Genomic DNA, 26464 nt, shown 5'->3' with positions numbered 1-26464 from the left:
CTACTTCTTGGCTTCGTAGTACTCCGCCACGAGCGCGTTGAGCAGCCGCACGCCGTAGCCCGAACCCCAGCTGCGGTTGATGTCGGTCTTCGGCGCGCCCATCGCGGTGCCGGCGATGTCGAGATGCGCCCACGGCGTGCCGTCGACGAAGCGCTGGAGGAACTGCGCCGCGGTGATCGAGCCGCCGTTCCGCGAACCGGTGTTCTTCATGTCGGCGAACTGGGAATCGATCTGCTTGTCGTATTCCGGCCCGAGCGGCATGCGCCAGACCTTCTCGCCGGTCGACAGGCCGACATCGGTCAGCCGCTGCGCCAGTTCGTCGTTGTTGGAGAACAGCCCGGCGTGATCGGTGCCGAGCGCCACCATGATGGCGCCGGTCAGCGTGGCGAGGTCGACCATGAATTTCGGCTTATGCTTCTGCGCGACGTACCAAAGCACGTCGGCAAGCACGAGGCGGCCTTCGGCGTCGGTGTTGATGATCTCGATGGTCTGCCCCGACATCGAGGTGACGATATCGCCCGGCCGCTGCGCGTTGCCGTCCGGCATGTTTTCGACCAGGCCGATCGCGCCGACGACATTGACCTTGGCCTTGCGCGCCGCCAGCGCGTGCATCAGGCCGACGACGCAAGCCGCGCCGCCCATGTCGCCCTTCATGTCTTCCATGCTGGCCGACGGCTTGATCGAAATGCCGCCGGTGTCGAAGCAGACGCCCTTGCCCACGAAGGCGATCGGCTGCTCGCCCTTCTTGCCGCCGTTCCAGCGCATGATCACGGTACGACCGTCATGCGCCGACCCCTGCGACACGCCGAGCAGCGCGCCCATCTTCAACCGGGTCATCGCCGGCACGTCGAGGATCTGCACTTCGACGCCGAGTTTCTTGAGCTGCGCCGCGCGCTTGGCGAACTCATCCGGATACAGCACGTTCGGCGGCTCGTTGACGAGCTCGCGGGCGAGCACGACGCCGTCGACGACGGCGCCGGCGGATGCGTACGCCTTCTTGGTCGCGGCGACGTCCGCCACAGCAAGCGACAGGCCGATATTCACCGGCCCCTGATCGTCGTCCTTCTTCTTGGTCTTGTAGCGGTCGAATTTATAGGCGCGCAACAGGATGCCCGAGGCGATCGAAGCCGCCTGGTCGGCGTTCATCGCGCCGCCCGGCAGTTCGGCGATCACCGTCACGGCGGTGTCGGCCGCGCCGATCTTGCCGGCGACGGCGCCGCCCAGCTTGAGCACGTCGAACTCCTTGAGATCCGTCGCCTTGCCTGCGCCGACCACGATCAGCCGTCCGACCTTGAGGCCTTCGGGCGCCAGCAGATCCAGAGCCGAGCCCGACTTGCCCTTGAACCGGGTTGCGGCAGCGGCTCGCTTGATCGTGCCGGCGGCATCGCCGAGTGCCTTGCTGGCAACCGATCCGAACTTCAACGCCTCGTCACAGAACACGACGAGCGTGCCGCGGGCGGCAGCCGAAAACGGGACGAAGCCGACCTTGACGGCGTCGGACATGGGCATTCCTCCAAGTGGGCGGGCGGGTTGCCGGGAGCCGGCAGAAACAGACGCTAGCCCGCTGTTTTGGAGCCCAGCGCCGTCAAGTCAAGCCGACATCTGCATCACGCCGTCGTATCCGCACCAGTTTGATGATCCGATTCGGGGTCCAGGTGGCGCGTTCACGCAGGCCGCTGGACAAGACGCTTCGAGCCGCCCCAGCCATAAAATACCGCTTCGGTACGCCAAAACGTGGCCGCCGGGGTACAGTTGCGCAAGATTAACCATGTCCAGAAGCCGCCGCTCGCCAGCCATTTTGTTGACAGATCAGATAGATGGTAATGCGACGGTGGGACGGCCCGACAGGTCGGCTGCCATGGGGAGGATCCGTTCGGGTCCTTGGCGCCGAACCAAGGGCACACGGGGATTTCGCCGGCCGATGGGCTCCATCGATAGCTATATTTTCCGCACGACTCTCACGTCGTTTGCGGTGGTGATGGCCAGCCTCACCGGCGTGATCTGGATTACCCAGGCATTGCGCGGCATCGACCTGATGACCAGCCAGGGCCAGACCATCCTGACGTTTCTGGGCCTGACCGGCCTCGCTGTCCCGGTGCTGATTCTGGTGATTGCCCCGGTGGCGTTGATGATCGCGGTCGCGCACACGCTGAACCGCCTCGCCACCGATTCCGAGATCATCGTGATGAACGCCGCCGGGCTGTCGCCGCTGCGGCTGTTCCGCCCGTTCGTCTACGCAACCATGGTGGTGTCGGCGATCGTCATCCTGATCGGAGCCTACATCGCCCCCGATGGGTTGCGCCGTATTGCCCGCTGGGACAGCGAGATCACCGCCGACGTGCTCGCCAACGTGCTGCAGCCCGGGAGGTTCGCGCAGCTCGAGCAGAATCTGACGATCCGGGTGCGGGAGCGGCAGCCCGGCGGGCTGCTGGTCGGCGTGTTCATCGACGACCGCCGCGATCCGAACGATCGGATCAGCATCATTGCCGACCACGGAACGGTGGTGAAGAATAAGGACGGTTCGTTCCTGGTGCTCGACGATGGCCATCTCGAACGTTTCCAGGGCACCCAGCAGGAGCCTGCGCTGGTTGCGTTCAGCCGCTACGCGTTCGACATGTCGAAGTTCTCGCGCACGCGCGATGTGGCCTACGGGATTCGCGAGCACTATCTGTGGGAGCTGATATGGCCAGACCCGAATGATCCGCTGCTCAAGCAGTTGCCGACGCAATTCCGCTCGGAGATGCACGACCGCTTGCTGGCACCGATCTATCCATTCTTTTTTGCAGCCGTGACTTTCGCATTTCTCGGTCTGGCCCGGACCACGAGGCAAAGCCGCAATTTCTCGATGGTCGGCGCAGTCCTTTGCGCGTTCATGGTCCGGCTTGCCGGATTCGCGCTGTCTGTAATCGCCAACCAGACGCCGTACGTGGCAGGGCTTCAGTATCTGCTGCTCGCCGTAGCGATCGCGATCAGCGTCTGGCTGATCCGCCTCAACATCGTGATCGAGCCGCCGTCACAACTCGTCGACGCGCTCAATGCCCTCAATGCGTCGCTGCGCCGGCTGTTCCGGCGTCCGATGCCGGCTTGAGGTGCGCGCGATGGTGTTGAACACGCTTGGACGCTACCTCGCTGCCCGCTTCGTCATGTCGGCGCTGGGCGTGTTCTTCGGATTGTTCGTGCTGCTGGTGTTCGTCGACTACATCGACCTTCTGCGCCGTGCCGGCGGCCTCGCGGTGTCGGCATTGACGGTTGCGCAGGCCTCGTTCTACCGCGTGCCGCAACTGCTCGAACGGCTGATGCCGTTTTGCATCCTGATCGGCGCCATGACCTGTTATCTGGCGCTATCGCGGCGACTCGAGTTGGTCATTGCCAGGGCCGCCGGGCTGTCAGCCTGGCAGTTTGTTTCGCCGGCGCTGTGGAGCGCCGTCGCGCTCGGCGTGTTCGCCAGCGCGGTGTTCAACCCGATGTCCGCCTACATGCAGGAGCGCTCCAAACAGATGGAGGCCGAGATGTTCGGCCAGGGGTCCGGCAGCTTGCAGGACGCCAGTGGCTTCTGGATGAATCAGATCAGCCCGGAAGGCCAGTCGATCATCAACGCCGCACGCAGCCAGCAGCAGGGTGCGGTGCTGACCGGAATCAGCGTGTTCAGGTTCGAGCCCGACTTCCAGTTCAAGGAGCGAATCGAGGCCCGCGAAGCCGTTCTCGAACCAGGCTTCTGGCTGCTGAAAGACGTTCGGCGTTACACGATGGACGCCGCTCCCGTCATCCAGGACACCTTCCGGCTTCCGACGGCCCTCACCCTCGCGCAGGTCCGCAATAGTTTTGCCACCCCCGAAAGTGTGTCATTTTGGCAACTTCCGGCGTACATCAAAGCCTCGGAGAGCTCCGGATTTGCCACAGCCGGGTACCGGCTGCAGTACCATAAGCTTCTGGCAAAGCCGTTTTTGTTGGCCGCGATGGTCATGCTAGCTGCTTCTGTGAGCTTGCGATTCTTCCGTTTCGGCGGCGTGCAAAAGATGGTTTTGAGTGGCGTGGGGGCAGGCTTTCTGCTCTATATCCTGTCGAAAGTGACCGAAGATTTGAGCAAGGCTGAATTGATGCATCCCCTCGCTGCGGCGTGGTTGCCCGTGTGTGTGGGCGGTCTCGCTGGATTCCTAGCCTTGCTCTACCAGGAGGACGGGTAGTGGCTGTGTTTGCCGCCCTCCACGACAAGCCATCCAAGCTGCGGAGAGCCCTGCTGCGCCGCAAACGCTCGCTGTTGGCAAGCTGTGCGATTCCCCTCGCCGTTCTGGCACTCGCCGGAGCAGTCGAGCTGTCGTCGATGTCGGCCGCCGAAGCGCAAAGCTACACCTACAATCCGCGTCCGCCCCGTGCCCGCCCGCCGCAGTCTGCGAACAACGGGCAGATGCTCGTGCAGGCGACCGAGGTCAATTACGACTACAACAACAAGCGCGTCGCAGCCGTCGGCAACGTTCAGATGTTCTACAACGGCACCACCGTTGAGGCCGACCGGCTGGTCTACGATCAGAACACCAAGCGTCTGCGCGCCGAAGGCAACGTCCGCATGACGGACGCAACCGGCAAGATCACCTACGCCAACCTGCTCGACCTGAGCGACGACTACCGCGATGGGTTCGTCGATTCGCTGCGCGTCGACACCGCCGAGGATACCCGGATCGCCGCGTCGCGCGCCGATCGGACCGGCGGCGACTACAACGTCTTCCAGAACGGCGTGTATACCGCCTGCGCGCCCTGTAAGGACGATCCGAAGAAGCCCCCGCTATGGCAGGTCAAGGGCGCTCGGATCATCCACGATCAGACCGACAAGATGCTGTACTTCGAGAACGCCCAGCTCGAATTCTTCGGCGTTCCGATGGCCTATCTGCCGTTCTTCTCGACGCCCGACCCGACGGTGAAGCGCAAGACCGGCTTCCTGATGCCGTTCTACTCGACCAACACCACCTTCGGCATGGGCTTCGAAGTCCCGTTCTACTGGGCGCTCGCGCCCGACTACGACGTGACACTGACGCCGCGCGTGACCACCAAGCAAGGCGTGTTGATGCAGGGCGAATTCCGTCAGCAGTTGCTGAACGGCGCCTATCAGATCCGCGCTTACGGCATCAATCAGTTGGACCCCGATGCATTCGGCTCGGCGCCAGGCAACCGTTCGCTGCGCGGCGGCGTCGATACCAAGGGCGAATTCGCGCTCAACGACAAATGGGTGTTCGGCTGGGAAGGCGTGCTGCTGTCCGATCGCGCATTCTTTCTGGACTATCGGCTGTCGCAGTATCGCGACAGCTGGGGCACCTTCCTGAATCAGACGACTGAAGCGACGTCGCAGATCTATCTGACGGGAGTCGGCAACCGCTCCTATTTCGACCTGCGCGCGATCCACTATCTCGGCTGGGCGGCTGCGGACATTCAGGGCCAGATCCCGGTCATCCACCCGGTGCTGGACTACAACAAGACGCTCGACCACAACATCTTCGGCGGCGAGTTCAGCTACAAGACCAACCTGACCAGCCTGAGCCGGCAGACCGCACAGTTCGATCCGATCACCACGATCGCCAACACCACCGGTCTGTGCCTGACCACCTCGGCCGATCCGGCTGCGCGCATGCCGTCGAGCTGCCTGCTGCGCGGCATTCCCGGCACCTACACCCGCGCCACGGTCGAAGGACAATGGCGCCGCTCGTTCACCGATCGTTGGGGCCAGATTTGGACCCCATTCGCCTCGCTGCGCGCCGACGCGATCGATTCCTCGATCTCGAACCAGCCGGGCGTGTCCAACTATCTACCGACCGGCGACACCCAGGCGTTCCGGGTGATGCCGACGATCGGCATGGAATATCGCTACCCGTTCATCAACGTTCAGCCGTGGGGTACCACGACGATCGAGCCGATCGCGCAGGTCATCATCCGCCCGAACGAAACCTATGCGGGCCGGCTGCCGAACGAAGACGCGCAGAGCATGGTGTTCGACACCAGCAATCTGTTCAGCGTCGACAAATTTTCGGGCTACGACCGCGTCGAAGGCGGCGGCCGGGCCAATGTCGGCATCCAGGCGACCACGCAATTCGACCGCGGCGGCTCGATCAACGTGCTGTTCGGCCAGTCCTACCAGCTGTTCGGCATGAACTCGTTTGCGGTGAAGGACATCACCAACACGGGCCTCGATTCCGGGCTCGCCAACGCCCGCTCCGACTACGTCGCGCGGGTGTCGTATTCGCCGAACTCGACCTACAAGTTCACCAGCCGCGCGCGGATCGACGAGGCCACCGGGGCGGTCAATCGGTTCGAAGCCGAGGCGTCTGCGTCGTTTAATCGCTGGTCGGTCAGCACAATCTACGGCAGCTACGCGGCTCAGCCGGAACTCGGCTTCCTGACGCGTCGTCAGGGTATTCTGACCACCGGCTCGATTAAATTGGCGCAGAACTGGGTCGTTTCGGGCGGTGCCCGTTGGGATCTTGAGGCCAACCGCATCAACCAGTATATCGTCGGAGCCGGCTACGTGGACGACTGCTTCGTCCTCGCGCTGAACTATGTGACCGGTTACGCCTACGCCAACTACGGAACCACACCGACGCTCAATCACTCGGTGATGCTGCAGATCGGTCTTCGGACCCTCGGTATGAGCGCGATGCAGCAGAGCGTATCCGGGGCGTCGAACGGCCTGATCGGCCAATAGCACCGGGCACCCTGATCGCCCGTCCCCGAACCAACGCATCGGCTGGGAGGCCCGCGCACCCCATGACGAAGAACATTCTTTTTCGAATCGTCGGCGCCACGCTTTTCTGTGCAGCGCTAGCGTGCGGTGGATCTGAAGCGGCGCGTGCGCAGAGCGTTGCCGTCATGGTCAACGGCGAGCCGATCACCACCTTCGATATCGAACAACGCATGAGACTGGACAAGCTGTCGCATCAGACGCGCTCCCGGCAGCAGGTGCTGGACGAGCTGATCGATGAAAAGGTGAAAGTCCGCGAGGGCAAAAAATACGGCGTGTCGCCGAGCGATTCCGACATTGATTCATCGTTTGCGTCGATGGGCTCGCGGATGCGGATGTCGTCGGACCAACTCACGAAAATGCTTGCGGCTCAAGGTATTCGGCCCGAAACGCTGAAGTCGAAAATCAAGGCCGATATGGTCTGGACCAGCCTGATCCGCGGCCGATTCAAGGACAGCCTGCTGGTCGGCGAGCGAGACATCCAGGCCAAGCTTGCCGCCGGCGGCAGCGACGACAAAGGCACCGCGGAGAGCTTCGAATATCAGATGCGTCCGATCGTGCTGATCGTGTCGCGCAGTTCGGACAGCGGCGCAATGGAGGCCCGGCGCAAGGAGGCCGAGTCGCTGCGCGGCCGCGTCCAGAGCTGCGCCGATGCCGACCGGATCTTCAAGGCACTGCCCAACACGGCAATCCGCAGCACGGTGGTGAAGACCTCGGCCGACCTCCCGCCCGCGCTTCGCGAGATTCTGGACAAGACGCCGGTCGGTCAGTTGACCGCGCCCGAGGCGACCCGTCAGGGCATCGAGATGGTGGCGCTGTGCGGACGCAAGCCGACTACCGCCGACACGCCGAAGAAGCGCGAGATCCGCGAGAAGATGTTCGCGGAGAAATTCCAGGCCAAGTCGAAGGATTATTTGCGCGAAGTGCGCAATGCCGCGATGATCGAGTATCGCGGAACCGAGGCCGGGCGATCCGGCCGTTGACGATACCGCGGCCGCCGGGCCGCGGACGGACACCATGAGCCAACCTCTCGCGCTGTCGCTCGGCGAACCCGCCGGCATCGGCCCCGACATCACCATCGCAGCATGGCTGCGCCGCGACGCGGCGCAGCTTCCGCCGTTTTATGTGCGGGGCGACGCCGACTGCATCGCGCACCGCGCGCGCGCGCTCGGCTTCGAGATTCCGATCGCCGAGGTCGCGATTGAGCAAGCGGTTGCCACCTTCGCGCACGCCCTGCCCGTCGTTCCGACCGGCCATCCCGCGACCGCTGCACCCGGCAAGCCGGACGCCACCAGCGCCCCGGCCGCAATCGCGGCGATCCGATGCGCGGTCGATGACGTCCGCAGCGGCCGCGCCGCCGCAGTCGTGACCAATCCGATCGCCAAGAGCGTGCTGTACCAGGCCGGCTTCGCGCATCCCGGCCATACCGAATTTCTCGCCGAGCTCGCCCGCGGCGATGGCGCAGCGCCGCAGCCGGTGATGATGCTGTGGTGCCCGAGCCTCGCGGTCGTGCCGGTCACCATCCACGTCTCGCTGCGCGATGCGATTGCGCAGCTCACCACCGAGATGATCGTTTCCACCACACGCATCGTGGTGCGCGATCTGCGGAGCCGGCTCGGCATCGCGGCGCCGCGGCTGGCGATCGCCGGCCTCAATCCGCATGCCGGCGAGGACGGATCACTCGGCACGGAGGATCGCACCATTGTCGCGCCAGCCGTCGAGATCCTGCGCCGCGACGGCATCGACGCGCGCGGGCCGCTGCCCGCAGATACGATGTTCCATGCCGCCGCACGCACGCGCTACGACTGCGCGATCTGCATGTATCACGATCAGGCGCTGATCCCGATCAAGACCATCGCGTTCGACGAAGGCGTCAACGTCACGCTCGGCCTGCCCTTCGTCCGCACTTCGCCCGATCACGGCACGGCGTTCGATATCGCCGGCAGCGGCCGCGCCAATCCGTCGAGCCTGATCGCCGCATTGAAGCTCGCGGCCCGCATGGCGGACGCACCACGCAGATGAGCGCGATCGACGATCTGCCGCCACTGCGCGATGTCATCAAGCGGCACGATCTCGCCGCCAAGAAATCGCTCGGCCAGAACTTCCTGCTCGACCTCAACCTGACGTCCCGCATCGCGCGCGCCGCTGGCCCGCTCGACGGCGCCACGGTGATCGAGATCGGTCCAGGCCCGGGCGGACTGACGCGAGCGCTGCTTGCGTGCGGCGCCGGGCGCGTGATCGCGATCGAACGCGACGCGCGCGCGCTCGGGGCGCTCGAGGAGATCGCCGCGCACTATCCCGGCCGGCTCGAGATTATCTGCGCCGATGCGATGCAGTTCGACCCGCGTCCGCTGCTCGGCGACACGCGGGCCCGGATCGTCGCCAACCTGCCCTACAACATCGCGACGCCGCTGCTGATCGGTTGGCTGTGCGCCGAGCCGTGGCCGCCCTGGTACGAGATGATGGTGCTGATGTTTCAGCGCGAGGTCGCGCAACGCATCGTCGCGCCCGATAACGACGATGCGTACGGACGCCTCGCGGTGCTGTCGAACTGGCGCTGCGAGACCAACATGCTGTTCGACATCCCGCCATCGGCTTTCGTGCCGCAGCCGAAAGTGACATCCACGGTGGTGCGTTTGAAACCGCGCGAAGCGCCCGCGCCGTGCGATCGCGCGATGCTCGAACAGGTCGCCGCGGCCGCCTTCGGCCAGCGACGCAAGATGCTGCGTCAGAGCCTGAAGTCGCTCGGCGTCGACCCGGCAAGGCTCGCTGCCGCGGCCGGTGTCGATCCGACGCGGCGCGCCGAAACTGTCCCGGTGTCGGGCTTTGTTGCCATGGCCAATGAATTGGCCAATATACGGAACCACAAAAACACATCCTGAAGGGAGAGAGCCGCCATGACGCAGATGCGTCGCCAGTCTTTGGTGAAATTCGCAGCCCCGCTGTGCGAGACCATCGTCGACACGCCGAAGCCGCAAGGCCGCGAGGTGCTGGTCAAGATCGAACGCTGCGGCCTCTGTCACTCCGATCTGCACATTCAGGACGGCTACGCCGATCTCGGCGGCGGCAAGAAGCTCGACACCACGCGCGGCATGACGCTGCCGTTCACGCTCGGTCACGAGATCGCCGGCGTCGTCGCCGAAGTCGGGCCCGATGCTCCGAAGGATTTGATCGGCACCAAGAAGGCGGTGTTTCCCTGGATCGGCTGCGGCAAGTGCCGCGACTGCCTCGCCGGCGACGAAAATCTTTGCGCCAGAAACCGCTTCCTCGGCGTGTCCATCGACGGCGGCTTCGCAACCCATGTGCTGGTACCGGACGCCAAGTACCTGCTCGACTACGATCCGCTGCCGACCAATGTCGCCGCCACGCTGATGTGCTCCGGCATCACCGCTTACGGCGCGCTGAAGCGCCTGGTCGACCGCCCGCGCCAGCGCAATCTTCTGCTGGTCGGCCTCGGCGGCGTCGGCATGATGGGCCTGTCGTTGGCCCAGGCGATGTTCAAGCAGCCGATCGCGGTTGCCGACCTCAGCCCGGCAGCGCGTGAAGCCGCGCTGAAGAACGGCGCGGCTGTGGCCTACGATCCGTCCGAGCCCGACGTCGCCAAGCGCATCTTCAAGGAGACCGATGGCGGCTTCGACGGCGTGATCGATTTCGCCGGCAACGACAAGTCGATGAACTTCGCCGTCAACACCGTCGCGCGCGGCGGCAAGATCGTGGTCTCGGGCCTGATGGGCGGCGAGTTCTCCCTGCCGATGGTGCAGTGGATCTACAAGCGCATGACCGTCGAAGGCTTCATGGTCGGCACGCTCGAAGAGACCAAGGAACTGCTGGAGTTGGCGCGCGCCGGCAAGATCAAGCCGACGCCGATGAAGGAAGAGCCGATGACCGATGCGCAGACCTGGATCGATCAGCTCCGTGCCGGCAGGGTCGTCGGCCGCATCATGCTGACGAACTAATCGAAAACAGCGCCCTGCATCGCGGTTCCATGGGCCGCGTTGCAGGGCCCGATTCTTGTCTCAAGCCGACCGGATTTGCGGCTTATTGCGACCCCATTTCTTGCGGACAACACGGAAAGATAAGTTTCCGTTACCGCATCACAATTGGGGGATGCCATGCGTCAGCAGACCGCCAAGATCCTATGCGCCGCCAGCGTGGGATTGGCCGCAAGTCTCGCTTCCACCGCCTTGACCACCACGACCGCCGAAGCGCGCGAGTGTCTGACCGCGCCACAGGGGGCCGCTCCTGCAGGCAGTCACTGGTTTTACCGAACCGACCACGCCAACAAGCGCAAGTGCTGGTACGTCCGCGCCAAGACTGACGCCGCTGGCCCGGCGACCGCTGCCACAGACTCCGCGCCGGACGAGGATCAGGCCGCCAATGCGGGGCCTACAGCGGCACGCAGTGAAGCCGCTTCGGCCGCTACCAGCGCGGCACCGACCGCCACGCCGAAGCCTGCCCCCGCTGCTGCGGCACCGCTGCGCCCATCGATCGCCAATGCCCGTGCGGAAGTGCATGGCGCGCCGGAGCCCGCGCCGATGCGCGAAGCGGCGCCCCAACCGTCAGCCTCGCAGTTTCCGGCTCCCCTGCCGACGGTGACGACAGCCTCCGATGCATCGGCCGCCTCGCCGCAAGCGACGCCGCAAGGCTCACCGGTCGATCAACGCTGGGCCGACGCGCACGCCAGCGACGCTTCGGCCGCTGCGACGGCGGATGCTTCCAGCAAGCTGCGCACGGCGGCACAGAACGCCGTCGCCAAGGGCGGCACGCCCGCCAACGTCGCGATTGCGACGGCCGGATCCGCCGCCACGCTGATCGCCGCCTTGCTGGCCGCTCTGGCGCTCGCGGGATTGATCGTCGGCGGCATCTTCAAATTCGGTCGGCGCGAACCGGCGGTCCGTCGTGACGTCAATGGTCGTCCGGACATCTGGAGCGCGGCTGCCAAGCCGGCACTGGCGTCCGATCTGGCGTTGGATCAGCCGACCCAGGACATCGAGCCGTCGCCACCGGTGCAGCCCGTCGAACCGCCATCGTGGATCAAGGCGGCACGCCAACATCAGGCTCCGGTCGATGACGGCGACGAGATCGAGGAACTGCTGGCGCGCGCGCAAAAGCGCCCGGCTGCCTGAAGACAGGCTGAGCGACAACACAGCGGCCGCGCCATCAGCGCGGCCGTTTTGCGTGGTGCTTACTTCTCCAGCTCGCGCCGCATGTCGCGGACGAAAGCGTCGATCCCGATCTGTCGCTCGCGCTTGAGCTGCTCGGCGCGCAGGATCGCCTTCACCGACTCAAAGGCGACGCCGATATTGTCGTTGACGACGATGTAGTCGTACGCGTCGTAGTGGCTCATCTCGTCGCCGGCCTTCTTCATCCGGCTGTGGATGACCGCATCGGAATCCTGCGCCCGCGTGTGTAGCCGATGCTCGAGCGCCTGCACCGAGGGCGGCAGTACGAACACGCTGACGACGTCGTTGGGCGCATGACTGCGCAGCTGCTGCGTGCCCTGCCAGTCGATGTCGAACAGCACGTCCCGCCCCGCAGCGAGCGCCGCGTCGACCGGCGCGCGCGGCGTGCCGTAGCAATTATCGAACACATTGGCCCATTCGAGGAATTCGCCGGCGGCGACCATCGCGTCGAATTTCGCGCGGTCGACGAAGTAGTAGTCACGGCCGTCGACTTCGCCCGGCCGCATCGGTCGCGTCGTCGCCGAGACCGACATCTGCAGTCCCACGGTTTCCTTGACGAGTTGGCGCGACAACGTGGTCTTGCCGGCGCCTGACGGCGACGACAGCACGAACATCAATCCGCGCCGTTCGACGCCGTTCAAACTCGCTGTGGCGGCATCCTGCATGCTCATTCCAGATTTTGCACCTGCTCTCGGAACTGCTCGACGACGTTCTTCATCGCAAGCCCCGTGTTGGTGAGTTCCAGATCGCTCGACTTGGAGCAGCAGGTGTTCACCTCGCGGTTGAACTCCTGCGACAGGAAGTCGAGCCTGCGGCCGACCGCGCCGCCCTTGCTCAGCATCTCGCGTGCCTGAGCGACGTGCCAGGCGATGCGATCGAGTTCTTCGCGAATGTCGGCCTTGGTGGCCAACATGATGGCTTCCTGATGCAGCCGGTCGGCATCGAAGCGATCGGAGCTTTCGAGCAGCGCCGCGACCTGCTCGGCAAGCCGAGCCTTGATCGCCTCGGGTTTGCGGCCGGGCGCGGCCTCGGCCTTTCTTGCGAGTGCTTCAATCTCGTCGAGCCGTTGCGTCAGCACAGCGCCGAGCGCAATGCCTTCGCGCTTGCGCATCTCCAGCAGGCTGCCGAGCGCCTGCGCGAAGGACTCCACGACCGCGGAGCGTGCGGTCTTTTCCTCGGCCTCGTCGACCTCGGGTTCGGATACTTCGATCACGCCTTTGATCGCCATCAGCCCGTCGATACTCGGTGCCACTGCGTCGACGCGGCCAGCGAGGTCGCTCGCCACTTTCAGCACCGAGGTCAACACGTCCTCATTGATCCGTATGGTCGATCCAGAGTCGGTACGCTTCAGAGTGAGATTGGCGTAGACGGTGCCGCGCGACAGCGCCTCGGCGGCGCGCTTGCGCAGGTCGGCTTCGATATCGTCCCACCCTTGCGGAATCCGCAGCCGAAAATCGAATCCCTTGGCGTTGACGGATTTCAATTCCCACTCGAACGAATACAGACCGCTGCTGCCGTGGCTGCGCGCAAAACCCGTCATGCTCGACAACGACATCGGTCACCGACTCCGTAGATAATGGTTTGAGACTCGCGCGAGGCGCGCGGCGGACCTTAGCCGATCATACCGGGCGATGGGAACAGCCGCGCCGCTACTCCGGATCGGTCGCCGTGGGAGCCGCAGCGCCATTTTGCGGAGCATTACGCGTCCGCTTCTTCTGCCCGCCGTTCTTTCCAGCCTTCGGTGCGGCAGCGGGCGGCGGAGCGGCCGAAGCGTTCGCGTCCGGTGCGGCTGTCGCCGCCGGCGCCGTCTCTTCCGGTGGCTCGACGGAATCGTTCTGGGTCTGCCGCTCCAGCGCGCGCAGCTTGGCGACATTCTTGAGATGCGCGTCGTAACTGTCACTGAAGGCGTGGCCACCCGTGCCGTCGGCGACGAAGTACAGATCGCGCGTCCGCGCGGGGTTAGCGGCGGCTTCCAGCGATGCGCGACCAGGATTGGCGATCGGCCCGGGCGGCAATCCTTCGATCACATAGGTGTTGTACGGGGACGGTTGAGTGATCTCGCTACGTTTGATCGGACGACCCAGCGTTCCCTTGCCGCCGACGAGGCCGTAGATGATCGTCGGGTCGGACTGCAGCTTCATCTTCTTCTGCAGCCGGTTGACGAACACCGACGACACGCGGCTGCGCTCGTCGGGCTTGCTGGTTTCTTTTTCCACGATCGACGCCAGCGTCACCAGTTGCTCGGGGGTCTTGACCGGGATCTCGGGACTGCGACGCTCCCAGACTTCGTTCAGCACGCGCTTCTGCGCTTGCTGCATCCGGTTGATCACCTGCTCGCGCGGCGTCCCGCGAGGAAACTTGTAGGTCTCCGGAAGCAACGTCCCTTCACGTGGAATCTCGCGCAGCGAGCCCGTGAAGATATTGTTCTCCGACAACCGCGCGACGATCTGCTCGGAGGTCAATCCTTCCGGGATCGTCACCGCATGTTGAACCACCTTGCCCTCGACGATCGTGCCGATCACGTTGCGCAGACTGGCGTTCTTCTGGAACGAGTATTCGCCGGGCTTGAGATCGGCCCGCGCCTTCAGCGCCAGCACGCTGCCGATGAACACCCAGCGATTGTTCTCGATCACGCCCTCGCGCTGCAGCGTCTCGGCGATGTCGCCAAGGCCGGCTCGCTGCGGGATGTTGACGATCTTGTCCTCCTGCAACGGCCCAGGCGCTTCGATCTTCTGCTTGCCGTAGACGTAGATGCCGCCAGCGCCCAGCATCACCACCAGCACCAGGGTGATGATCGCGTTGCCGATGATCACCAGCGGATTGCGGGCGCGATCCGAGCGTTTCGGCGGGGGCGGCAGTTGCTCCGGTTCGAGCGCCGCGCGCGGGCTTCTCGGCGAGATCGGCGGCCTTTCACTCATCGGTGCAACCTGATTCCTGTGGTCTCAAGGGTGGTCCCGCGCAAGATCGCACCGTCGGCGTTCGAGATCACGGGATTCGTGCAGAGGTCCGAACTTGAATCAGTCCAGCCCTTCAGGGACCGAGCGATCATACTCCCAATTCGCAGAATGTCTTAGGGTTTAGCGGGGATTACGGCGAAACGTTGAAGTCGGCTGCAATGCGTCAGCTGGCGACGCGTTGCAGGATCAACGATGCGTTAGTGCCGCCGAAGCCGAAAGAGTTCGACAGCGCGACGTTGATCTCGCGCTGGCGGGGCTTCCACGGCACCAAGTCAATCGCGGTTTCGACCGATGGGTTGTCGAGATTGATGGTCGGTGGCGCGACGTTGTCGCGAATCGCCAGCACGCAGAAAATCGCCTCGACCGCGCCGGCGGCGCCGAGCAGATGGCCGATCGACGACTTGGTCGACGACATCGACACCCGGGAAGCCGCATTGCCGAGCAGGCGCTGCGCCGCACCGAGTTCGATCTCGTCGCCGAGCGGCGTCGAAGTGCCATGCGCGTTGATGTAGTCGATATCGGCCACTGAAATGCCGGCGCGCTTCAGCGCCATGCTCATGCAGCGGAACGCACCGTCGCCGTCAGAGCTCGGCGCCGTGATGTGGTAAGCGTCGCCGGACAAACCATAGCCGATCACTTCGGCATAGATCCGCGCTCCCCGGGCTTTTGCGTGCTCGTACTCTTCGAGCACGACGACGCCGGCGCCCTCGCCCATCACGAACCCATCACGATCCTTGTCGTAGGGCCGTGAAGCTTTCTGCGGCGCGTCGTTGAAACCGGTGGATAGTGCACGCGCTGCGGCGAAGCCGGCCATCGCCAGACGGCTGATCGGCGATTCCGTGCCGCCGGCCACCATCACGTCGGCATCGCCGAACGCGACCAGCCGCGCGGCGTCTCCGATCGCATGGGCTCCGGTCGAGCAGGCGGTGACGACCGAATGGTTCGGCCCCTTGAGGCCGAACTCGATCGACACGTAGCCTGACGCGAGATTGATCAGTCGGCCCGGGATGAAGAACGGCGAGATTCGTCGCGGTCCTTTTTCTTTCAACAGCAGCGCGGTCTCAGCGATGCCCTGCAGCCCGCCGATGCCGGAGCCGATCAGAACGCCGGAGACGCAACGCTCCTCTTCGGTCGACGGATGCCAGTTCGCATCGTCGAGCGCCTGACGCGCCGCGCACATCGCGTACACGATGAAGTCGTCGACCTTGCGCTGGTCTTTCGGCTCCATCCACTGATCGGGATTGAAGGTGTTGTTGCTACCGTCGCCGCGCGGAATGATGCAGGCGATCTGGCTGGCCAAATCGGAGACTTCGAAAGCCTCGATCTTGCGAGCGCCGCTTTCGCCATTGAGGATCCGGCTCCAGGTCGCGTCGACCCCACAGCCGAGCGGCGAAACTATGCCAAGGCCAGTGACGACGACACGTCTCATATCCTGAACTCCGGGCCAGAATGCGCGGTCCAAAGCAAGAAGCCGGTGGCCCGCTGGTGCGCGAACCCGCCGGCTTCATCGTCACCGCGCAGAAGATCAGCTCTTCGCGTTCTTCTCGAGGAACTTGGTTGCATCGCCGACAGTCAGGATCGTCTCGGCCGCATCGTCGGGGATCTCGCAGCCGAACTCTTCTTCGAACGCCATCACGAGCTCGACGGTATCGAGGCTGTCGGCGCCGAGATCGTCGATGAAGCTGGCGCTATCGACAACTTTCTCGGGCTCGACACCAAGGTGCTCCACCACGATCTTCTTAACGCGTTCGCCAATCTCACTCATTCTCTAAACCCCGTTGTTCCGACCCGACCGACAGACGATACGAGCCATCGTGGTGCGTCAACTCGCTAAAGTTCCGCAATCGCGAAGTGTACTGATTTGCCCCGTCCCCGAGGTCGCAACCCAGCCGCCCGAGCGGCAGGTCCCCATCGGCAATATACAGGGTTTGGACTTCCTGCAATGGCCTTCTTTGCCTATCCGCTGGGGCTCCGGTTAGCATATTCCCGCTGCGTTGGCCACACGATGGCCCCACCGGCGCCACCGTGTTTCCACTGCCTCGGAGTTCGTCGCAGTCATTAGATCATGGCCATCCCGCCGTTGACGTGGATGGTCTGGCCGGTGACGTAACCGGCCTCGTTCGAACTGAGATAAACCGCCGCAGCGGCGATGTCATCGGGCGTGCCGAGCCGCCCGGCCGGGACCTTGCCAAGAATCAATTCGCGCTGCTTGTCGTTGAGCACGTCGGTCATCGGCGTCGCGATGAAGCCCGGTGCGATGCAGTTCGCCGTCACATTGCGCTTGGCGTACTCGGCGCCCAATGTCTTGATCATCCCGATCAGTCCAGCTTTCGATGCCGTGTAGTTACCCTGCCCCGGATTGCCGGTGACGCCGACCACCGAGGTAATCGCGATGATGCGGCCGAACTTCTTGCGCATCATCAGTTTGGTGGCAGCGCGCGTCAGGCGGAAGGTCGCCGTCAGATTGACCCGGATCACATCATCCCAGTCCTCGTCACGCAATTGGACGAAAAGGTTGTCGCGCGTGATACCGGCGTTGCACACCAGGATATCGAGCTGGCCCATTGCCTCCGCAGCCGCGGGCACCAGCGCTTCCACCTCGGCTGCGTCCGACAGATTGCATGGCAACACGTGAACGCGCTCACCCAGTTCGGTCGCCAGGGTGTCGAGCGCCTCGCGCCGGGTGCCAGAAATCGCCACCGTCGCACCCTGGCCGTGTAGCGCCCGCGCGATCGCGCCGCCAATGCCACCCGTGGCGCCGGTGACCAGCGCGGTTCGTCCCGTCAAATCGAACATTTACTATCTCCTCCGCCGGTTACGCCTGGCGTCCGGCCATAATGGCGTCCTTGGCGGCCGCGATGTCGTTCGGCCCGCCGATGGCGATGCCCGTCGCTCCGTCGGCGATCCGCTTGACCAGGCCGCTCAGCACCTTGCCGGCGCCGATCTCAAGGAACCGCGTCACGCCCTGGCCGGCCATGTAGCCGACCGACTCGCGCCAGCGAACCGTTCCCGTGACCTGTTCGACCAGGCGGCGGCGAATCTCGTCGGGGTCGGTGATCGGCGCGGCCAGAACATTAGCCACCAGCGGCGCCGCCGGCGCCTTGATGGCAACGCCTGCCAGCGCTTCGGCCATCGCCTCGGCGGCCGGCTGCATCAGCGCGCAGTGGAACGGCGCCGAGACCGGCAGCAGCATGGCGCGTTTGGCGCCCTTCCCTTTGGCAATCTCGACCGCCCGCTCGACTGCCTCTTTGTGCCCCGACACCACGACCTGCCCGCCGCCATTATCATTGGCGGCCTGACAGACCTGGCCTTGAGCGGCCTCACTGGCGACCGCCACGGCGGCGTCGTAATCGAGCCCGAGCAGTGCGGCCATCGCGCCGACGCCGACCGGCACGGCCTTTTGCATCGCCCGCCCACGGGTTCGCAGCAGCCGGGCCGTGTCGCTGAGACTCAACGAGCCGGCGGCGGCCAAAGCCGAGTATTCGCCCAGCGAATGACCGGCCACGAAGGTCGCATCCCGCCCGATGGAAATCCCTGCCTCGCTTTCCAGCACTCGAAGGGTGGCCAGCGACACGGCCATCAAAGCAGGCTGGGCATTCTCCGTGAGTTGCAGCGTCTCGGCCGGACCGTCCCAAACGATCGCCGTCAACTTTTCGCCAAGCGCGGCATCGACCTCGTCGAAAACGGCCTTGGCGGACGGAAAGGCATCCGCCAGCGCCTTGCCCATGCCGACCGCCTGGGAACCCTGCCCGGGGAATGTAAATGCTGCCGTCATCTGCGTTCCTGAACCTGTCTGAAGTCGCGCCGAAAGACACCCCCCAGGCCCGCCATGTCAAGCAGATGGCCACAAACTGTGCCGTCGGATCCTCCCCCTTTCGCAGGGGCTGGAGCGCCGATGCGGGCAATGTTCCCCCCCCCTGCGAGACCATCCGGAGGGACCTCGGGCGCGGAACTGCGGCCCGGGCACTAACGCTTTATTCAGCCTAACGACATGCGATCGAGCGGCTAATCACCGTATCAACAATTGGTTGGTAGACTGCTGGTGACAACGAGGAGCGCCTTGCCTCTTATGCAGCGCATGAACCACGCCAATCGTCAACTCGACATGCGCACGCAAGATTCGATCGTGGCGCCGTGGATTATCAGTTGGCTTATCACCGGTCCGAAACCGCAGCCGAGCGCGATTTTCCGGCGCCTGCTTCTGCATAGCCAGACCAAAAACCGCACGCTGGTGCTGGCGGTCGCGGCAACCACGATCATGACCATCATCGCGGCCGTGCAAACCGGTGCGGCGTGGGCTTATGCCTGGGTGGCCGTCGAAATTGCGTTCGGCATCGCGCGCTATCTTGCGCTGTTGAACATGCTGAAGGAGCAGAGTTCCGGGCGGCTGACGAACGGCCTAACGATGTATTTCGGTCTGGCATGGGCCGTCAGTTTTTCGATCGGATGCATGCTGTGCGTGATGACCGGCAAATGGTCGTTGATTCTGCTGTCTGGAATGGTGATTGCAGGTCTGGCCGGAGGGATTTCCTCGCGGAACGCCGGGACGCCGCGGTTCGGCTTCACCGTGATCTGCATCCTGGCGATCCCCTACACGGTAGCGATGATCGTCTCACCCATTGCGAACATGTACCTGATCGGATTGCTGCTGCCGGCCTGGATGCTCGGCATGAAGGTGCTGTTGTTCGAAAATTACTACGTCCTCCTCAACCTGTTTCAGTCGGAGCAGGAGAATAAATGGCTGGCGAACTATGACCAACTCACCGGCCTTCCCAACCGGACCATGCAGCAGCAGTGTTTCTCGGAGCTGCTGCTGGCGGCGACACACGACACCGGCCGAGGCGCCGAACCGTTGACGGTGCTTTGCCTCGACCTTGACGGCTTCAAAGCCGCAAACGACCGGTTCGGCCACGCCATCGGGGATTCCGTGCTGATGGTGGTCGCCGAACGGCTGCGCAGTTGCGTGCGGGATCGCGACCTGATCTTCCGGGCCGGCGGCGACGAATTCGTCATTCTGCTGCCCGACACCAGCGCGTCCGAGGCGGCCAGTATCTGCGAACGCATCACCCAGCGAATCGCCGAGCCGATGGAATTCGGCGGCCCGATCTCGTTGCAGATCGGGGTCAGCGTCGGCAGCGCGACGTTCCCGGTCGACGGGATGTCCGCGGATGCGCTGCTGCGCGCGGCGGACCATGCGATGTACGACGCCAAGCGGCGGGGCAATGGCCGGGCAGCCTATTCCCCCTATTCAGGTGAAACGTCCCCGCTCGCTACGAATCCCGATTCGCTGCCGCGTCAGGCGTGGCGGAACCGGACCGGATCGGCGGCCTGAGCGAATAAAACGCCCGCCCGCAGGCTTTGCGACGCCGGGCGACCCTTGCCAATACGCCCAAAATCCGTATAACCCGCGCATCCGCAGATCCCGGCCGGGAGCTGAACGGACGGTCTCAGCATTTTCACCTTTCTGGCGAATTTGATGCGGCAGGGCCAGTCGGCCCGTCGTCCCGTGCTTCCGCCTTCTGAGCGCAGTCGAGTCCTTTCCGAAGGGTTCGAAGGGCTTGCCGCCGGTTCTGGGCCAACATGGAAAGGACCATCATGCCTCTTTATGAGCATGTTTTCCTCGCGCGTCAGGACGCGAGTGCACAGCAGGTAGAAGAGCTGACCACCCAGTTCACCGGTGTGATCGAAGGGCTCGGCGGCAAGGTCACCAAGACCGAAGCCTGGGGCCTTCGCTCCCTCACCTACCGCATGAACAAGAATCGCAAGGCTCACTTCGTGATGCTGAACATCGACGGCCCTGCCGCGGTGGTCGCCGAGCTCGAGCGCCAGCAGCGGATCAACGAAGACATCATCCGCTACCTGACCATCCGCGTCGAAGAGCACGAGGAAGGCCCGTCGGCGATGATGCGCAAGGCCGATCGCGACCGTGAGCGCGACGACCGTGGCCCCCGCGAGGGTGGCTTCCGCGGCGACCGTGAAGGTCGTGGCGATCGTGAGGGTGGCTTCCGCGGCGATCGCGGTCCGCGCCGTCCGCGCGAAGACGCTGAACCCGCTGCCGCGACCGAGGAGTAAGAAACATGGCTGACGCAGGCGCCCGCCGTCCGTTCTTCCGCCGTCGCAAGACCTGCCCGTTCACGGGCCCGAATGCGCCGAAGATCGACTACAAGGATTCCAAGCTGTTGATGCGTTACGTCTCGGAGCGCGGCAAGATCGTGCCGAGCCGCATCACCGCGGTCTCCGCCAAGAAGCAGCGCGAGCTCGCGCGCGCCATCAAGCGCGCCCGCTTCCTCGGTCTGCTGCCCTACGTGATTCGCTAAGTACCAAAGCTCCGCGGCGTCCGCGCCGCGGAGCTTCGATTTTCTCATGAGGCTTCCGCTCGTGCGGTTGCCGATGGTTGGGGCGAAACGCCTCTAACCGCTCGAAAGGAGCGGGACAGCTGATGATGATCAACATTCTGATCGCGCTTGCCGCCGGCTGTGCTTCGGCGCTGATGTTCGTCTCGATCGTCTCGGGCGCGCTGATCTCCCTGCTGCTGTTCTATCTTGCGCCGCTGCCGCTGATGGTGGCCGCACTCGGCTGGGGTCCGGTGGGCGCCGCGCTTGGCGGCCTGCTCGGCGCGGTGGGCCTCGCGGCGATTGTGAGCTTTCCCTACGCCGTCGCCTTCATCGTCACCATCGTGGTTCCGGCGTGTTGGCTCGGCCACCTCGCGTTGCTGGCACGTCCCGCGGAGGCCGATGCCGAATCGCAGGTGCTGGAGTGGTTTCCGGTCGGCCGCTTGACGGCGTGGATGGCCGGCTTCGCTGCGCTGACGACGATGGCGGCCCTGCTGACGCTCGGAACCGATAGCGCCACCATTAATGACGGTCTTCGCACCGGCCTGCAGCGCGCGCTCAGCCCGCGCAACTCCGCCGACGCCGACCGCTTGATCGATGCGCTGGTGAGCGTTGCGCCGCCAGCCGCCGCCACCGTGGCGATGCTGACGCTCACCCTCAACCTGTGGCTCGCCGGCAAGATCACTGCGACCTCGGGCCGGCTGACGCGTCCGTGGCCGGACCTGCGGTCCACGACGCTGCCGGCGATGACGCTGGCGGTGCTGTCGCTCGCCCTCGGCCTCAGCTTCGTCGGCGGAGTGGTTTCGCTGATCGGAAAGATTGTCAGCGCAGCGCTGTTCGTCGCCTACGGTCTCTGCGGCGCCGCGACACTGCACACGCTGACGATGGCCGTCCGCCACCGCGGGTTCTTGCTGAGCTCGACCTACGCGCTGGTCCTGATCTTTCTGTGGCCAGCCGTCGCACTGATCGCGCTCGGCATCGCCGACGCCTTTTTCGGCCTCCGGCAGCGCTATTTCCAGCGCCGCTCGATGCCGCCGCCGACAACCACCTAACCTTCAACTGATCATTCAATCGAGGAGAACAAACATGGAAGTCATTCTGCTGGAACGTGTCGCAAAGCTCGGACAAATGGGCGAGCTGGTACGCGTCAAGGACGGTTACGCCCGTAACTTCCTGCTGCCGCGCGGCAAGGCGCTACGCGCCACCAATGCGAACCGTGACAAGTACGAGCACATGAAGGCCGACCTCGAGGCTCGCAACATCGAAGCGAAGGCCGAAGCCGCCAAAGTCGCCGAGAAGATCGACGGTCACAACGTGGTGGTGATCCGTCAGGCGTCCGAAAGCGGCCAGCTGTTCGGCTCGGTGTCGGTGCGCGACATCGTCACCAGCTTCGAAGCAGAAGGCGTCAAGATCACCCGCAGCCAGATCCTGCTCGATGCTCCGATCAAGACGATCGGCAAGCACGAGATCCAGGTCGCGGTGCATCCGGAAGTCGAAATCGGCGTGTCGGTGACGGTGGCTCGCAGCGCCGAGGAAGCCGAGCGCATCAACCGCGGCGAAGACATCTCGACTCGCCGGGAAGATCAGGACGCGGCTGCCGAGGCGATCGCTGCTGCCGGCGAATTCTTCGATCCGGACGCCGATCAGGAAGAAGAACCGGCTGAGCAGTAAGCTGCAGTTGGCCGCCTTCGGGCGGCCAAACGGCCAAACGAAAAGCCCGGCGTTTCGCGCCGGGCTTTTTTGTATCTGTAGTGAACTTCAGAGCGAGCAGATCTTCTATCGAGACACCGGCACATCCGCAGTTCCGGACGGGGGTGGCGGCGCGCTCGGCGTCACCACAATTGACGGCTCGACCGACGATGAGGACGACGGCGGCGCTTCGGTCGGCTTTGCCGGCTGCGGACCAGCCTCCGGCGGACGCGAGGTCTCGACCGGCGCAGGCGCGGGCGTCACCGCCGGGACCGGATCGGCTCGGACAGGCGCCTGGGCCGGCGGCGCGACCCGTTCAGGCTGCGCAGCCGGCGTCTCGGCGTTGGGAGCCTCAGTCTTCGGCACGTCAGGCTTGGCAGCGTCACTGGGAGCTGGGGATTTGGCCGGTTCGACGTTGGCCGGAGCCGCCTGCACAGGCTTCTCCTTGCGTCCACGCTTGCGACGCTCCTTCGGCGAGGGGCTTGCGTCAGGCGCGGCGGGCTCGACAACGGCCGCGCCGTCAGCCGGCGGCTGCTGCTGCTGGGCTACGGGCCGACGCTGGCGCTTGCTGCGGCGGGGCGGCGCTTCCTCGGCTGGCGCGACAACATCCGAGCGGGCCGCCTCCGGCTTCATCGGCTCTTCGACGCGCTGTCGCTGCCTGCGGCCTCTCCTGCCCTCCGATTGGCCCGGCTCAGCGCGCGGATCGCCCTGCTTGTAGCGGGTATCGGTCGCGCCATTGGAGATCAGATAGGACGAGAGCATTGCGGCCATGTCGCTGCTCGTCGTGTAGTGCTGCCTGAGAAAGGACGGCAGGGCACTCGGGGGCACCGTCTTGAGCAGTCCGCGTGCGCCCTTGTGACAGGCGGCGCAGCCCCCGGCGAAAATCTGTGCGGGACTCTTGCCCGCCTCGAGATTCTGCGCCCGAGCGCTACTCATCCCCGCCGCAACGGAGCCGACCAGGAGCATCACCGCCGCTGAAGTGAGCGCTCGGCTGAACATTCGATCCTCCATTGTCGTGAAAACCGCCCGCGCGGCGCGAACCTTTTAGCCGATTGTTTCATGAATGGAAGCGCTGAGATGTAGCATCTGCCCCGTTCAATCAGGATGATGCCCCGGAGCTCGGGCTGAGATGGACGAGTTGAGCGGCTTCGCGACGATGACCGGCGGTCGCGAGCTGAACTGTGGACTTGCTGGTACAGCGCCAGCATGTTCGGCGCCATTTTGCGATGCTGAGGGAATTAGGGAAACGTCTGAACCCTCGAGCAGCCCCCGCCGTGGAGCGGGACCAACTCAGTGTCCTGCCGGAAGGCCGAAGTTCTCTTCCATAACGTAGGTAATCGCCGCCCCTTAAGTGCCGAATGGAAAAAGCGCAAATCGTCGGCGATTTAAGTCGCGACCGAGACGTCGAACGGGATGCCCTCTCCCCGATTTATCAGCGATCGGAGCAACGCAAGGCTGCGGACGCCAGCTGATCCAGCGGATCGACAATGAGCCCGCGCATCGGAGGTGATACTCTTACCCCCCTGCCGCAGGCAGATGCGGCCAGGAGGCGCATCCACTCGCTTCGGTCAATTCTCGCGACCGCAGTCGCCGTTTGGATTTCGCGCGGCCCGCGAGATGTTCGTGAACAGCCCGCAGCAGCGCTCGGCTGGTTGGAGCAGAATGGGCACCTGCCCTGGACGTCCTCTCGAACGTCTCGATCAATTTGGCCAGCCATAGCTGGTCGGATCCGTCGCGCTGCATGTTCTGAGCCATCGCCGTTCCCGTGTCTCGTTCTTTTCCGGGACCAACCCCAGGCAGCCATAACCGTTCCAGTCGACCTCAGAGGACTGGAGGTATGGCACGGGCGGTTGTTCCCGAATCGCTTCAAGATGGGTATGTCGCCGCGACCCTGAGGTTCAATCGGGCTGCCGGCGGCAGAACCGGCAAACATCCCGTCAAGCCCAAGATCCGGCCGCTCCGGCGGTCATCCACATATCTCGGCTCGGCTGGTGCATAACGCGGATTGCTGCTTTCGCTACGGCTGGAATTGGCGCTTTAGTCCCGCCCCGCATCCGACAAATTCGAAAGAACAATCGAGAGCTATGGCCACTGATTCGAACGTTCTGAAGCTCGCGCCGGACGTTGCGGCGCCTGCCTATCGGACCGCGCCTCACAATATCGAGGCGGAACAAGCACTGCTTGGCGCTATCCTGGTGAATAACGACGCCTTCTACCGGGTGTCGGACTTCCTCGAAGCTAAGCACTTCTTCGAACCGATCCATCAGACGATTTTCGACACCGCCGCGAGCATCATCCGCGCCGGCAAGGTGGCGACGCCGATCACGCTCAAGACGTTCCTGTCCGCCGATCTCGATCTCGGCGGGCTCACGGTGGCGCAATATCTGGCGCGGCTGGCGGCCGAAGCCACCACCATCATCAACGCCCAGGATTATGGCCGAACGGTCTACGAACTATCGCTACGCCGCGACCTGATCGGCATCGGCACCGATATGGTCAACGTCGCCTTCGACGCGCCGGTCGACTTTGCGCCGCGCAACCAGATCGAGGACGCCGAGCGCCGGCTCTACGAGCTCGCCGAGTCCGGCCGCTACGACGGCGGCTTTCAGAAATTCTCCCAGGCGCTGACGACCGCCGTCGACATGGCCGCCAAGGCGTTCCAGCGCGACGGCAAACTGTCGGGAATCTCGACCGGCCTGCGTGATCTCGACACCCGGATGGGCGGCCTGCAGCACTCCGATTTGATCGTGCTTGCCGGCCGTCCCGGCATGGGCAAGACCGCACTCGCCACCAACATCGCCTACAATGTCGCCAAAGCCTATCGCGGCGAAGTGCAGCCGGACGGCAGCACCAAGACCGTCAATGGCGGCATCGTCGGCTTCTTCTCGTGCGAAATGAGCGCCGAGCAGCTCGCCACTCGTATTCTCGCCGAACAGACCGAGATCGCCTCGAGCAAGATCCGCCGCGGCGGCATCAGCGATGCCGACTTCGACAAGATCCGCGACTATTCGATCGAACTGCAATCGCTGCCGTTGTTCGTCGACGAAACCGGCGGCCTGGCGATCGCGCAGTTGACCGCCCGCGCCCGGCGACTGAAGCGGCAGAAAGGCCTCGACCTGATCGTGGTCGACTACATCCAGCTGCTGCAGGGCAGCAGCAAGAAGGGTGACAGCCGCGTTCAGGAAGTCACCGAGATCACCACAAGCCTGAAGGCGCTGGCCAAGGAATTAAACGTCCCGGTCATCGCGCTGTCGCAGCTATCGCGTCAGGTCGAATCACGCGACGACAAGCGCCCGCAGCTCTCCGACCTGCGTGAATCCGGCTCGATCGAGCAGGACGCCGACGTCGTGATCTTTGTGTTCCGCGAAGAATACTACCTGCAGAACAAGGAGCCCCGCCCCGGCACGCCGGAGCACGAAAAGTGGGCGACCGAGATGGACCTCGTGCACGGCAAGGCCGAAGTCATCATCGCAAAGCAGCGCCACGGCCCGACCGGCACCGTGGACCTGCAGTTCGAAGGCCAGTTCACGCGCTTCAGCGACTTGGCCGAGGACAGCCATTTGCCAGATCGCGTCTGAC

At 64.4% G+C, this 26464-nt stretch carries 23 protein-coding genes; 14 read left to right on the top strand and 9 right to left on the bottom strand.

The window, feature by feature from the left end; genetic code table 11:
* Positions 1-1503, bottom strand: a complete 1503-nt coding sequence (locus tag LPW26_RS05680; RefSeq protein ID WP_238733308.1) for a leucyl aminopeptidase — start codon at positions 1501-1503, stop codon at positions 1-3.
* A gap of 418 nt (positions 1504-1921) precedes the next feature.
* Between LPW26_RS05680 and lptF the strand changes: the two genes are divergently transcribed.
* From lptF to LPW26_RS05640, 8 genes are all read left to right on the top strand, one after another.
* On the top strand, positions 1922-3088 hold the full coding sequence (gene lptF / locus LPW26_RS05675) for an LPS export ABC transporter permease LptF (protein ID WP_238733357.1): 1167 nt from the start codon (positions 1922-1924) through the stop codon (positions 3086-3088).
* A 10-nt stretch (positions 3089-3098) separates the two neighbouring features.
* Positions 3099-4184, top strand: coding sequence for an LPS export ABC transporter permease LptG (lptG, locus tag LPW26_RS05670; RefSeq protein ID WP_238733307.1), 1086 nt, complete (start codon positions 3099-3101; stop codon positions 4182-4184).
* Positions 4185-4189: 5 nt separating this feature from the next.
* Positions 4190-6688 carry an LPS-assembly protein LptD gene (locus tag LPW26_RS05665; RefSeq protein WP_406677083.1) on the top strand — a complete coding sequence of 833 codons (2499 nt, stop codon included), beginning with the start codon at positions 4190-4192 and terminating at the stop codon, positions 6686-6688.
* A gap of 62 nt (positions 6689-6750) precedes the next feature.
* A complete protein-coding gene (locus tag LPW26_RS05660) occupies positions 6751-7707 on the top strand; it encodes a peptidylprolyl isomerase (protein ID WP_238733305.1) in 957 nt (318 codons plus the stop codon).
* Positions 7708-7741: 34 nt separating this feature from the next.
* Entirely contained in the window at positions 7742-8746 is a 1005-nt protein-coding gene (gene pdxA / locus LPW26_RS05655) for a 4-hydroxythreonine-4-phosphate dehydrogenase PdxA (RefSeq protein ID WP_238733304.1), read from the top strand.
* Positions 8743-9606 (top strand): 16S rRNA (adenine(1518)-N(6)/adenine(1519)-N(6))-dimethyltransferase RsmA, encoded by an 864-nt coding sequence (gene rsmA / locus LPW26_RS05650; RefSeq protein WP_238733303.1) that lies wholly within the window; start codon positions 8743-8745, stop codon positions 9604-9606. The genes pdxA and rsmA overlap by 4 nt, the downstream gene beginning before the upstream one ends.
* 15 nt (positions 9607-9621) lie before the next feature.
* On the top strand, positions 9622-10680 hold the full coding sequence (locus LPW26_RS05645) for an alcohol dehydrogenase (protein WP_238733302.1): 1059 nt from the start codon (positions 9622-9624) through the stop codon (positions 10678-10680).
* A gap of 156 nt (positions 10681-10836) precedes the next feature.
* Positions 10837-11850 (top strand): hypothetical protein, encoded by a 1014-nt coding sequence (locus tag LPW26_RS05640; RefSeq protein ID WP_238733301.1) that lies wholly within the window; start codon positions 10837-10839, stop codon positions 11848-11850.
* Between the two features lie 59 nt (positions 11851-11909).
* On the opposite strand, the gene gmk is transcribed toward LPW26_RS05640, so the two are convergent.
* From gmk to fabD, 7 genes are all read right to left on the bottom strand, one after another.
* Positions 11910-12572, bottom strand: coding sequence for a guanylate kinase (gene gmk, locus LPW26_RS05635; protein WP_238733356.1), 663 nt, complete (start codon positions 12570-12572; stop codon positions 11910-11912).
* Positions 12573-12574: 2 nt separating this feature from the next.
* Positions 12575-13462: a YicC/YloC family endoribonuclease gene (locus LPW26_RS05630; protein WP_238733300.1), complete on the bottom strand. Its 888-nt coding sequence runs from the start codon at positions 13460-13462 to the stop codon at positions 12575-12577.
* A 94-nt stretch (positions 13463-13556) separates the two neighbouring features.
* Positions 13557-14825, bottom strand: coding sequence for an endolytic transglycosylase MltG (mltG, locus tag LPW26_RS05625; RefSeq protein ID WP_238733299.1), 1269 nt, complete (start codon positions 14823-14825; stop codon positions 13557-13559).
* Positions 14826-15027: 202 nt separating this feature from the next.
* Positions 15028-16293, bottom strand: a complete 1266-nt coding sequence (gene fabF / locus LPW26_RS05620) for a beta-ketoacyl-ACP synthase II (RefSeq protein ID WP_238733298.1) — start codon at positions 16291-16293, stop codon at positions 15028-15030.
* Positions 16294-16389: 96 nt separating this feature from the next.
* Positions 16390-16629, bottom strand: coding sequence for an acyl carrier protein (locus LPW26_RS05615; protein WP_002716125.1), 240 nt, complete (start codon positions 16627-16629; stop codon positions 16390-16392).
* A gap of 293 nt (positions 16630-16922) precedes the next feature.
* The gene (gene fabG / locus LPW26_RS05610; RefSeq protein ID WP_238733297.1) at positions 16923-17660 is read right to left on the bottom strand and encodes a 3-oxoacyl-[acyl-carrier-protein] reductase; all 738 of its coding nucleotides are present in this window, start codon (positions 17658-17660) and stop codon (positions 16923-16925) included.
* A gap of 19 nt (positions 17661-17679) precedes the next feature.
* Complete coding sequence (gene fabD, locus LPW26_RS05605) at positions 17680-18639, bottom strand: ACP S-malonyltransferase (RefSeq protein WP_238733296.1); 960 nt, start codon at positions 18637-18639, stop codon at positions 17680-17682.
* 294 nt (positions 18640-18933) lie between these two features.
* On the opposite strand from fabD, the gene LPW26_RS05600 reads away from it, so the two are divergent.
* From LPW26_RS05600 to rplI, 5 genes are all read left to right on the top strand, one after another.
* Positions 18934-20196, top strand: a complete 1263-nt coding sequence (locus tag LPW26_RS05600) for a GGDEF domain-containing protein (RefSeq protein ID WP_238733295.1) — start codon at positions 18934-18936, stop codon at positions 20194-20196.
* Positions 20197-20459: 263 nt separating this feature from the next.
* Positions 20460-20936, top strand: a complete 477-nt coding sequence (gene rpsF, locus LPW26_RS05595) for a 30S ribosomal protein S6 (RefSeq protein ID WP_238733294.1) — start codon at positions 20460-20462, stop codon at positions 20934-20936.
* A 5-nt stretch (positions 20937-20941) separates the two neighbouring features.
* Positions 20942-21181, top strand: coding sequence for a 30S ribosomal protein S18 (gene rpsR / locus LPW26_RS05590; RefSeq protein WP_054163395.1), 240 nt, complete (start codon positions 20942-20944; stop codon positions 21179-21181).
* 122 nt (positions 21182-21303) lie between these two features.
* Positions 21304-22248: a hypothetical protein gene (locus LPW26_RS05585; RefSeq protein ID WP_238733293.1), complete on the top strand. Its 945-nt coding sequence runs from the start codon at positions 21304-21306 to the stop codon at positions 22246-22248.
* Between the two features lie 34 nt (positions 22249-22282).
* Positions 22283-22867 (top strand): 50S ribosomal protein L9, encoded by a 585-nt coding sequence (rplI, locus tag LPW26_RS05580; protein ID WP_238733292.1) that lies wholly within the window; start codon positions 22283-22285, stop codon positions 22865-22867.
* Positions 22868-22972: 105 nt separating this feature from the next.
* On the opposite strand, the gene LPW26_RS05575 is transcribed toward rplI, so the two are convergent.
* A complete protein-coding gene (locus LPW26_RS05575) occupies positions 22973-23656 on the bottom strand; it encodes a hypothetical protein (protein WP_238733291.1) in 684 nt (227 codons plus the stop codon).
* A 1313-nt stretch (positions 23657-24969) separates the two neighbouring features.
* Between LPW26_RS05575 and LPW26_RS05570 the strand changes: the two genes are divergently transcribed.
* Positions 24970-26463: a replicative DNA helicase gene (locus LPW26_RS05570; RefSeq protein WP_238733290.1), complete on the top strand. Its 1494-nt coding sequence runs from the start codon at positions 24970-24972 to the stop codon at positions 26461-26463.
* Position 26464: the final 1 nt, after the last annotated feature.

Source organism: Rhodopseudomonas infernalis (assembly GCF_022271405.1).
Classification (GTDB): Bacteria; Pseudomonadota; Alphaproteobacteria; order Rhizobiales; family Xanthobacteraceae; genus Rhodopseudomonas; species Rhodopseudomonas infernalis.
This window is presented reverse-complemented; position numbering and strand designations above follow the sequence as displayed.